The organism is Cupriavidus sp. 8B, assembly GCF_054589115.1.
Genome location: NZ_BAAILO010000416.1, coordinates 6,629 through 16,326, shown reverse-complemented (window position 1 = coordinate 16,326; position 9,698 = coordinate 6,629). Strand labels below are relative to the sequence as shown.

The 9,698-nt window shown below is 63.9% G+C and carries 10 protein-coding genes and 2 pseudogenes; 7 read left to right on the top strand and 5 right to left on the bottom strand.

Annotation, left to right across the window (positions count from 1 at the left end):
* The 3 genes from ACYP5B_RS39850 to ACYP5B_RS39840 form a co-directional block, all read left to right on the top strand.
* Window positions 1–517 (top strand): hypothetical protein (locus tag ACYP5B_RS39850; protein ID WP_459573307.1); only part of this gene is annotated, 517 nt, incomplete at its 5' end.
* A 42-nt stretch (window positions 518–559) separates the two neighbouring features.
* A complete protein-coding gene (locus ACYP5B_RS39845; RefSeq protein ID WP_276286068.1) occupies window positions 560–1,198 on the top strand; it encodes a hypothetical protein in 639 nt (212 codons plus the stop codon).
* Between the two features lie 11 nt (window positions 1,199–1,209).
* Window positions 1,210–1,638: a bactofilin family protein gene (locus ACYP5B_RS39840; protein ID WP_276286069.1), complete on the top strand. Its 429-nt coding sequence runs from the start codon at window positions 1,210–1,212 to the stop codon at window positions 1,636–1,638.
* A 93-nt stretch (window positions 1,639–1,731) separates the two neighbouring features.
* Here ACYP5B_RS39840 and ACYP5B_RS39835 read toward each other — a convergent pair whose 3' ends face one another.
* Window positions 1,732–2,118 (bottom strand): hypothetical protein, encoded by a 387-nt coding sequence (locus ACYP5B_RS39835; protein ID WP_276286070.1) that lies wholly within the window; start codon window positions 2,116–2,118, stop codon window positions 1,732–1,734.
* A 169-nt stretch (window positions 2,119–2,287) separates the two neighbouring features.
* Here ACYP5B_RS39835 and ACYP5B_RS39830 point away from each other — a divergent pair.
* The 4 genes and pseudogenes from ACYP5B_RS39830 to ACYP5B_RS39815 all read left to right on the top strand — a co-directional run.
* Window positions 2,288–2,496 (top strand): annotated as a pseudogene (locus ACYP5B_RS39830) (helix-turn-helix domain-containing protein); the annotation flags it as partial.
* Window positions 2,497–2,502: 6 nt separating this feature from the next.
* Window positions 2,503–2,665 (top strand): annotated as a pseudogene (locus tag ACYP5B_RS39825) (IS3-like element ISBvi3 family transposase); the annotation flags it as partial.
* 221 nt (window positions 2,666–2,886) lie between these two features.
* A complete protein-coding gene (locus ACYP5B_RS39820) occupies window positions 2,887–3,114 on the top strand; it encodes a DNA-binding protein (protein ID WP_276286071.1) in 228 nt (75 codons plus the stop codon).
* Window position 3,115: 1 nt separating this feature from the next.
* On the top strand, window positions 3,116–4,432 hold the full coding sequence (locus ACYP5B_RS39815) for a type II toxin-antitoxin system HipA family toxin (protein WP_459573305.1): 1,317 nt from the start codon (window positions 3,116–3,118) through the stop codon (window positions 4,430–4,432).
* Between the two features lie 263 nt (window positions 4,433–4,695).
* Here ACYP5B_RS39815 and ltrA read toward each other — a convergent pair whose 3' ends face one another.
* From ltrA to ACYP5B_RS39795, 4 genes are all read right to left on the bottom strand, one after another.
* Window positions 4,696–6,063, bottom strand: coding sequence for a group II intron reverse transcriptase/maturase (gene ltrA / locus ACYP5B_RS39810; protein ID WP_459573310.1), 1,368 nt, complete (start codon window positions 6,061–6,063; stop codon window positions 4,696–4,698).
* 434 nt (window positions 6,064–6,497) lie between these two features.
* Window positions 6,498–7,721: a vWA domain-containing protein gene (locus ACYP5B_RS39805; protein WP_276286073.1), complete on the bottom strand. Its 1,224-nt coding sequence runs from the start codon at window positions 7,719–7,721 to the stop codon at window positions 6,498–6,500.
* Window positions 7,722–7,728: 7 nt separating this feature from the next.
* Window positions 7,729–8,646, bottom strand: a complete 918-nt coding sequence (locus ACYP5B_RS39800) for a hypothetical protein (protein WP_459573304.1) — start codon at window positions 8,644–8,646, stop codon at window positions 7,729–7,731.
* 94 nt (window positions 8,647–8,740) lie between these two features.
* A partial coding sequence (locus ACYP5B_RS39795) for an ATP-binding protein (protein WP_459573303.1) occupies window positions 8,741–9,698 on the bottom strand: 958 nt, incomplete at its 5' end.

Genomic DNA, 9,698 nt, shown 5'->3' with positions numbered 1-9,698 from the left:
CGCACCGGACACCGGCCTCAAGCCCATCACGCGGCTCATCAGCGAGGACCGCATCTCGCGCATCGTGCCCGAGACCACGACGAAGGTTGAGGTGTCTTTCTCCTCGGTCTTTACGCGCCGTTTCCTGCACGATGACTATAATTTTTGCGCGGCCAAATGTTCTGTCGCGCGAGGCGGCAAGGTCAAGGCGCTCGATGAGGCCTTCCGAGAGGCTGAGGTCTGGTTCAGTCGCGTGAACGATTGGCTCGCGTCGAAGAATCAACTTGAGTTTTCGATCGGGTACGAATCCGTCGTCCTGGAGGTTCCCAATGCGCTCGCCGGGCGACTGCTACGCCTGCTGGGCCAGTACGACAAGCTCGCCTCGGCCACGCTGTTCGCGCACGTCGGGCGCTCCATTTCCGGCACAGAACGCGATACGCAGCTCGATATCGCAGGCCGGCGCCTCAATACGATTCACACCCTCTGCATTCCGGACAACGACCGGTTTGCCGATGACGGCAGCCGCCTTCCCGCCTGAGCCCCAATTCCATTCCCTCCCTTCCGAACCCCAAGGAGCACCGTGGACATTCGAGATATCCAGCGCCTGCACGAGCAGTTCGCGCACGCCCCCCTCACCATTGAGGCGCAAACCACGTCCCACAATCCTGCCGGCCGGCTGTTGCCCCCGCCCGCCTTTGCCGCCGCGAGTGCGACCCGACGGTGGGCCGGCCGCGCCGGAAACATCCGCCAAATTGCCAGCATCGTGGTCGGCATCGTGGCGGCAGGCGCCCTCGGTATGTCCGTCGCCAACTGGCAGCATGGGCGAACAACGGATGCGGCAAAGCCTGGGACCGCGGTGCCCGTCAAGGCCGAGGGCACGCAGGACGCGCCGGAACTGGGTCAAACTCCGGTGTTGGCCATCGCTGCCGCGTCCAGTCCCGCAACGACTGATACCGCACCGATGAACCGGGCCGGCTACAGTGCCGCCCAACCTGGCGAAGTCCCGGCTAAGGGTGCGGAACTGGTGCAGCAAGTTGCACAGCCGCCCGCGGCAGTGATTGCGCCGGTGTCCCGCCCTCAGCCAAGCCAGGCTCCGGTGGCTCGAGCGACCTCGCCTGTCGTGCGCAAGGTCGAGCCGGCCCCAGCACAGGCGAACGCCGCGCCCCAGGCCCCTCCTGCGCATCGCGCAAACGCCGCATCCGAGATAAAGCTGTTCTGAGCCGACCGACGATGAAAGACACTCCCATCTTTAGCGTGCTCAATCGTGGAATGAGCATCCACGGAGACGTGGCCGCGGACCACGGCATCACCTGCCTCGGCCTGATTGACGGCAACCTCTCCTCGTCCGCCGGACTGCTTCATGTCGGCAGCGGCGGTATCGTGCGTGGCAAGGTTGAAGGCGATCATGTGATCGTGGACGGCATCGTGGAGGGCGACGTTGCCGCCCGAAGCACGCTGCTGATCAATGGCCGCGTCAAGGGCGAGATCTTCTACGCTGGCACAATCCGGCTTGGCCTGAATGCGAACCTTGAGAGCCGCATCTCGCGCGTTGCCGCCATCGGCACCGGGAGCGACGCGCACGTCTTTACACGGGAGGCGAGTCGGGCCGATCCCGCCGAGCTTGCCGACGCGAACACAGCGGGGACCCCGAGCACATGAGTCCACCCTATAGATGGAAACGCGCATGATTCACTATCTCTTTTGAGCCTTAGAGAGCCCGGTCAAGCCGGGCTTCATTGTCTTCGGAGACCGCTAACGCGCCACTTGCTGCAACGACACCAGTTCGTCGACCGAGAACAATCCGGCGATGGTAAGCCACGGCAGGCTCAACCCCTGCGCGCGTACAAACGACACAAAGGGAAACTGGCCGTCCAGCAAGCAGCGGAAATCCCGCATGCCGCGGATCGGATCCTGAACCTGATAGCAGCTGCGGTGCTGAAGCCTAAATACCGCCTGCCCCTGCCGGTACACGCACTCGACGGGCGCACGCGGCCAGAGTTGACCCTCCAGCCAGCGGTCGTAGTCCAGGTCCGTCTCGCCAGTTGCCTGCGCTCGCAGCCAGTTTGCGTGCAAGGCTAACGGCACGTCGTTCGACAGTTGGTTGACATCCAATGGCGCCAATGCGTCCTTCTTCTTCAATTTTCCCTCCGGTCTGCTGAGCGCTGGTCCAATATGCAAGTGCTACCTTGCAACGACACCCACGCTCTCTTCTCTCCATAAGACGTGCTGCTAATGTCCTATCGGCAACAAGCGGAAGGGGATAAATCCAGCTTGGTTCGAAAAGTGCTGCCGGGCCGTGCTTCTGCCCATGCAGAAACCATCCCTTCAGCGCGGCCGGCCTGTCGGCGCAACCACTTTCGATCCTCGTTTGGCGCAGGCATTCGGTGGCGCAGTGCGCGCCCGCCGGATGATGTACGGCATTGCCGAGGAAACACCGGCCAATCTGGCCGGGATTGGCGATCGCACACCATCGAGCGCGGTGAGCACATGCCAACGTTGGCGATTGTTTTCAGGCTGGGGCTTCGCGTCGTGCGGCAGTTGCGCGCCCAAGGCCAGTCGGTGGGGGCTGAACGCGTGCGGCGTAGCCTGCCCACATCAGGGCTTACGCCCGGTCTGCAAGCGCCCGAAAAGAGTCACCACGGATTCGGTGCACAGCCAGCCTATGGCGCCGAATCTGCTGGAGCGGTACGTTGAACAGACACGGACCTCTCTTTACCGTACACATAGATATTGACTAAATTGCCTATTTCGATATACTCTATGTGTATGCCTAAAACTGCGCGTGCCCTCCTGCAGCTCCCGCCGGCGACTGCTGCCGCCATCGAGAAGCTCGGTGCCGACCTAGCTGTGGCCCGCTTGCGCCGCAAAGAGTCATTGAGGACCTGGGCGAAGCGGATGGGTGTGTCTGTGCCCACGCTGCAACGGCTCGAAGCCGGTGACCCGTCTGTGGGCATCGGCATCGTCGCGACTGCGCTCTGGCTCATCAAGCGCGACGGCGAGCTGAGAAATCTCGCAGCGCCCGAGCACGACCAAGGCGCCATCGAGATGGACATCCGTGAGGCCGTCGAACTGGGTCGCGCACGCGCCCAGGCCGCGGCGGAAGCACGCGTGCACACGAACCGGGCAAAGGGCTGAGATGCGTCTGGACGACTTGTACCTCTGGTACCTGGGTGACCCGGCCACACCGCGCTACGTCGGCGCATTGAAACTGGTCACCGCCGGCAAGGGGGTCTCCTTGCACTACGGCGAGGAGTGGCTGGCTAACGGGTTCGCTCTGAGCGAGGACCTCCCTCTCGTCGACAACGAGTTCTTGCCGCCAGGCCGCTTGGCGACCGATGCGCAGCGCGCGGTCGGCGCGATCGACGACGCACGGCCGGACTGTTGGGGCGAGAAGGTCATTCGCTTCGTGGACAAGCCCAAGCGCCTCTCCATGATGGAGTACCTGTACTACGCTGGAGACGACCGATTCGGCGCGCTTGGTGTTTCCACGTCGTCGAGTACCTACAGCCCGCGAGCCGTGAGTCCGCTTCCTCGGCTAGAGGCTGCGCAACAGCTCAGTGAGGTGGTGGCCAAGATTGAGGCCTCGGAGCCCATCACCGCCCTGGAAGCAAAGATTATTGCTGGCGGCGGCAGTCCGCTCGGTGGCGCGAAGCCCAAGGCGCTCATCGACATTGACGGCGAGCAATGGGTTATCAAGTTCTTCAACAACGAGCCCGTCGACGCGCCGCTCATTGAGCACGCGACGATGACGCTGGCCGAGCGCGCGGGCATCACGGTAGCCAAGACGCTGGTCATCCACCTCCTCGGGGCGAACGCGATCGCCATTCGCCGCTTCGACCGCGAACAGGGTCGGCGAATTCACAGCATCTCGGCCGGCACTGCTATTCGGGCGGCCACCGCATCGGGCGAGGAGCCAGAGATGGGCTACCCCGAACTGGCGCGAATCCTCCGCCGGGTCGGCATCACCCAGGACGACATCAACCAACGAGACGCGCGCGAGCTCTTCCGTCGCATGGTTTTCAACATCCTGGTTGACAACACCGATGACCACGAGAAGAACCACTCCCTGTTGGTCGTGAACCCGCTCGAGAATGGCCGCCTGAAGCTGGCGCCGGCGTACGACGTCTTGCCGACGAACTCGGGGCAGGGTTACCAGGAGTTCATCTGTGGCGCTCATGGCCGGGACTCGACGCTCGAAAACGCGATGTCGCAGTGCGATGCATTCGGCCTGCTGCCCGCAGAGGCCGCGGCCGAGATTGCCACCGTCATCGACGTCGTGAACACCTGGCAGGAACACTTCGCGCAGGCCGGCGTGACGGAGCGCGACATCGAGAGCTTGGCCGAGCGCATCGACGGCGAAGCGCTCCTAACCCAGCGCACTGGCTTCGACCAGACCCGATTTCAGTCCGCGCCGGCCAAGACAAAGCGAGCAAGTCCCTTCCGGCGCACCTGAGATCCTCGCACGACAAACCAGTCCCTGGCCAAGCGAGTGGTACCAACCGAAACCGTTCGACACGCGGCTCATGTTCTGCCGCCCGCGGGAGAAACAGGAGGCTCGCATTTGCCTGTCCTCCGCAAGAGGAGCCTATTCGACCGGCGGGGTCATCCAACACTTAGCTCAGACAGAGAATCGGCATAGGGGGCAGCCATCGTGGCTGCGCCCCTGCCACACCACCCGGCATGCGGGTCCGCACCGGGCGGTTCGAGAGATTGAGGTTAGGCGAGGCGGGGTAGGCCCAGCCGGTCGAAGTAGGCGATATCCAGCACCCAGTTCAGCGCGCCGTCACTGTTGCGCCACCAGCGGCGGCTATTCGCCGCCACCCGTTGCGCCGTCTCGGGCGTCGCGCCTAACGTCCGCAGTTCGCGGTAGATAGTCGGGCCACGTCGCCATTGCTTGAGCTGGATCGCCCGCAGCCGGTGACGCAGCCATTGGTCCAGCTTCCGCCAGACCTTTGGCGTTTGCGCCAACCGGAAGTAGGCTTTCCAGCCCTGAATGTAGGGCCGCAGCCGTTCCACCACTTCCTGCAGACTCCGCCCGCCTGAGCGGCGGGTCAGTTCGCGGATGCGTTGTTTGAACGTCAGCAGCGGCTTAACTGCCACTTTGCGCTTGACCACCCCTGCGGCCACCCAGAAGCTGTAGCCGAGGAATTTGCGGCCAAACGCGCTCGCCACCGCGCTCTTTGCCTCATTGACCTTCAGACGCAAGTTGCCGTACAACCGCCGCAACAGGACCATCACCCGCTCACCCGCCCGCCGACTGCGCACATACACATTCGCGTCATCGGCATAGCGCACGAAGCAATGGCCTCGGCACTCCAACTCCTTGTCCACCTCATCGAGCAGCACATTAGCCAGCAACGGTGACAGCGGGCCGCCCTGCGGCGTACCCTCGTACCGTTGCAGCACCACCCCGCCATCCATCAGCCCACTGTTCAGATACGCTCGGATCAACCGAATGACGCCGGCGTCTCCGATGCGCTTCTGTAGACGGTCAATCAGGATGTCGTGGTTGACCCGGTCAAAGAACTTCTCCAAGTCCACGTCCACCACCACTTGCCGCCCTGATTGCACGTACGACTGTGCGGCTAGCACCGCGTCATGCGCACGCCTGCCGGGACGGAAGCCGTAGCTATGCTCGCTGAAGGTAGGGTCCAGAATCGGCTGCAGCACCTGCAGCAGCGCCTGCTGGATCAGCCGATCCGTCACCGTCGGGATACCGAGCTCGCGCTCGCCTCCTCCGTCCGGCTTCGGAATCGTTACCCGCCGTACCGGACTGGGCCGGTACGTCCCCTTAAGCAGTTGCTGGCGAATCTCCGGCCACGCCGACACCAGATAGCGAGCGGTCTGATCAATATCCAGACCATCCACGCCAGCGGCACCTTTGTTGCGTCGGACCCGCCTGAACGCCTGCTTCAGGTTCTCTCGCGTCAGCGCCGCTGCCAGCAGCGCCGACCCTGTGTCCTCCGGTTCGTGTCGCGGGCCGCAGGCTTCGTCGCAGGCAGGTTCGCGTCCGGCTTCACCGTACGTTTCCCCCGCTCGCCCCGCTCGCGCGGGCTTCTGACGCAATGCCTGCTGCATCGACACGGCTTCGAACACTCCCTCTCGTTCGGTCCTTCGTCGGCAGCCTTGAGCCTTCCCGGCGCTACCCCCGACTACTATGACCTCTGCTGAGACCCCGCTCCGGTTCGACGCCGTCGCCCTTTCAGGCGCAAGGCGGGGCGTCCCCAGGTAAGAACGCACTCCTTCGCTACACAACCGCCGGATTTACGCCGCCGCCCCTTGATCACGAGAACTTCGCGGATTTTTGCCCGCTCGTCCTGGTCGGCACCGCCTTCTATCCGGTTCGTGTCCCTCGGCTCGCAGCTTCGCTCCACGCTTCCTCCCCACGATCGGTCACCCTTTCGCAGTTGCGCTTCGCTTCGTTCGCTGTGATCAACTTACGGTGGGACTTGCACCCACAAGAGTGCGCCCATGCTGGGCGCGCAAAAAATAACCCCGGGCGCATGCCCGGGGTTGGTCTAAATGATGACTTCCACTGCCTCGCCAAACGGCGGCGGAGCAATCGTGTGGAGCGGCGTGGTCGACGCCCATAAGGTGGGATACGCCGGCGGCGCAGCCGGGAATTTTCCGTGCATGTCCGTCAGGTAGACCAGGAACGCTGGAGCGATTCCCTGCTCGTCCAGCCAGGCGAACGGCGCGCGGAAACTCGTGCCGCCACCGCCTCGGATCGGGCCCAGCTCAATGGCCTCTCCCCGCTCAAAGCACTGTACCTGCGTCACGCGAGTGTCGCAGTCCAGCACGAACAGGCGCCGCGGTTGCAGCTGGGCGAAGACCGTTTCGACCTCCGCCCCGAACTGCTGCTGCGTCTCGTCGAACACCGAACCGCTGGTGTCGCGCACAAAGACCGCATCGCCGACCGACTGGTCGTGCAACGCCGGCAGGTACAGGCCCATATGGGTGTACCGCCGGTTAGGCAAGGCCCAGCTATAGTCCGACCGGGTCTGCTCGAAGGCAAAGCGGTGCAGCACTGAACGCCAGTCCACCGATGCCCGCGTGGCCGACTCCACCATCGCACTCAACTCGCCGGGCAGCTTGCCACGCATCTGCGCGGCTTTTGTTGCCTGCATCGTCGCCACCTTCCACTCGTTGGCCAGCGTTTGCTGCTGTGCCTGCGGCTGCTGGCGAACCTCACCGGGCGAGAATTCCGGCGAGGCCTGCGACGGGTCGTCCCCGGCCGTGCCATTGCCTTTGCCGTCCTGGCCGTTAGGCTGGGCCGGATCATTGCCGTCGCCCTTGCCGCAGCCGTCCTGCCGTGGTTGCGGTTGCGGTTCTGGCTGCGGTTGCTCCGATACCTCCTGGCGCAACATGGCATAGATTTCCTCCGCGGACTTGCCGAGAAATCGTCCGTCGATCAGCGCGCCGGCCGGCAACTGCAAGCCGGCGTTTAGCACCAAGGGATTGATCGCATAGTCGCAGGCCTGATTCCAACGGTCAGGATCGCGAACGCCGCGGCGCCAGCAATGCCCGTTGGCCGGATGCAAGACCTCGTGGGCAAGACAGCCGCGTAGCTCAAGATCGCTCAGGGTGGCGACGAATGCTGGGTTGTAGCCCAACGATACGCCATCCACCCAGAACGTCTTGCACGACGGATCTTCGACCACCCGCAAGCGCATCAACAACGCGCCGAAGAACGGCTGGGACAGGATGAGCTGGGAACGTTGCTTCGAGATTCGATCGCGCATGCCGGCCTCACGCTGTGAGCAGTTCGAACATCGACGAGGTCGGCGCAGCTGCCGCCGGCGACGGCGGCGGACCACCCATGAAGGCGGCCATCTGTGCCTCAATCTCCATCGCCTTTTCGGCAACCTGCTTGCGCAGGTCGTTCGAATTGCGAAGGTCCGCCCCAGTGTGACGGGCCAGATGCTCGCGCGTCTCATCCAGGATGCGCGTGAGCGCCGGATCCCCGGAGAAGTTCAGCTTGGGCAGCAGTGCGCTCAACTCGCGCACCTTGTCGGCAGCATCGAGCCGCACGTTCGTGGCCCCGTACAGGCGGTTGGCGAAGTGCTGCACGGCTTCGAAGAGGCGGCCCACCAGGTCGTCGTTGGCGGTTTTCACCGCGCCGAGCACGCGCTGGTCGATATCCGCCTTGAGCCCGTCCAGGACGTTGGCCGGCAGCGCAATGTCGAACTGGCTCGCGTCCGGAAACGGCAGGACTGCCAGGCGCATACCGAACTTCTTGGCCAGTTCCGCTTGCGTCGGATAGTCCGCGTCGTCGAACAGGCCATTCAGCGCAGCGCGCGCCTCTTCCTTCAGGCGCGGATAGTCGGCGAGAAACACCGCGGTCGTGGCGTTGAACTCGTCCTGAAACTCGCGCTGGCGGTCAGCCACCTCCATGTACATGTCAGTGGGCAGCAGGCGCACGCCCAACTGATCGTAGTCCAGGCTGTGGGCATCGAAGTAGGCGCGGGCACGGTTGGCGACCGCGCACACTTCCTTGTACGACGTGGCACCCTCGGTCAGCAGCTTCTTGTTGAAGCGGCCAATGTCTTTGGTGTCGTGGTTGGACTCGACTTCCTGCGTGGCGCGGGTGTCGAAGCGGCGCGCACGCCAGACCGACGTGTTGAATGTTGCGAGCATCACGCGCTTGGTAATGTCTTGAATGTTCATGACGATTCCTGGAAATGGGATGGATACGGCTGCAACGAAAAACGGCGAGCCTGGTGGCTCGCCGTTATGGGATGGACAGAAAAGGAAAAAGGGATTAGTTGCCGAGCAGCAACTCACCGAGCTTGCCGCCCTGCGCATTGATCCACGCTGGAGTAGCGCAGATCCGCGCGTCGCGGCGTGCAGCATCGGTGGCGAGCATCACGGCGAATTCGCCGAGATGGGCTTCGAATAGGCGATTGGCGTACACCATCACACGATCGAAGTTGTTCTCGTTGGAAACGGCGGCGAGCGCCGAGCAGATGGCGTACTGCGCGGCCACCTTGTCAGGGATCCTGGCGGATTCTGGGGCAGCCAGCACCGAATCCACGCTGGGCAGCTCGCGATAGATCTGGCGGAACGACTCGAACTCGAGTGCGGCGCCCTCGCCCACCGCGCCGGCCGTGGCGACGATTTCCATCCCCGGCGGTACCAGCGGCAGTTGACGCGCCACGTGCCCCCAGCCTCGCGGCGAAGGCAGGTTCTCCACCTCTTTGCTGCGCTCAGACGAGAGCAGCAGATCGGGGCGGAAGCGCAGGAAGGCGATGAGCACAGGCGGCACGCTGTTCGTGACCGCCCAGCGCGTCCAGTCCTCGATCGTCGGTTCCAACTCCACGATGGTGCTGAAGCGGGATTTCAACGGATCAAGGATGTTGGACACCGCCGCGTTGTCACTGCGACGGTTGGTGGCCGCCACGAAGGTGACGTGGTCCGGGAGGACGTGTTCACCGATGCGCCGTGCGAGCAGCAGTTGCATCTTGGCGGCCTGGACCGCCGGCGAGGCCTGTCCGAGATCGTCAATGAACCAGACCAGCGGGCGTGTGCTGTTCAGCGCGGTGGCCAGATCCCCGAACGGCAGGAACTTGGCACCCGCACCATCCGTTGCCGGAAACGGCAGGCCCTTGGAGTCGGTGGGATCTTCCACCACGGGGTGGGAGATCAGCAGGTCGTGGCGGGCAGCCTTGGCTGCGCTATCCACGATATCGCTCTTGCCGATGCCGGGCGCCCCAGTGATA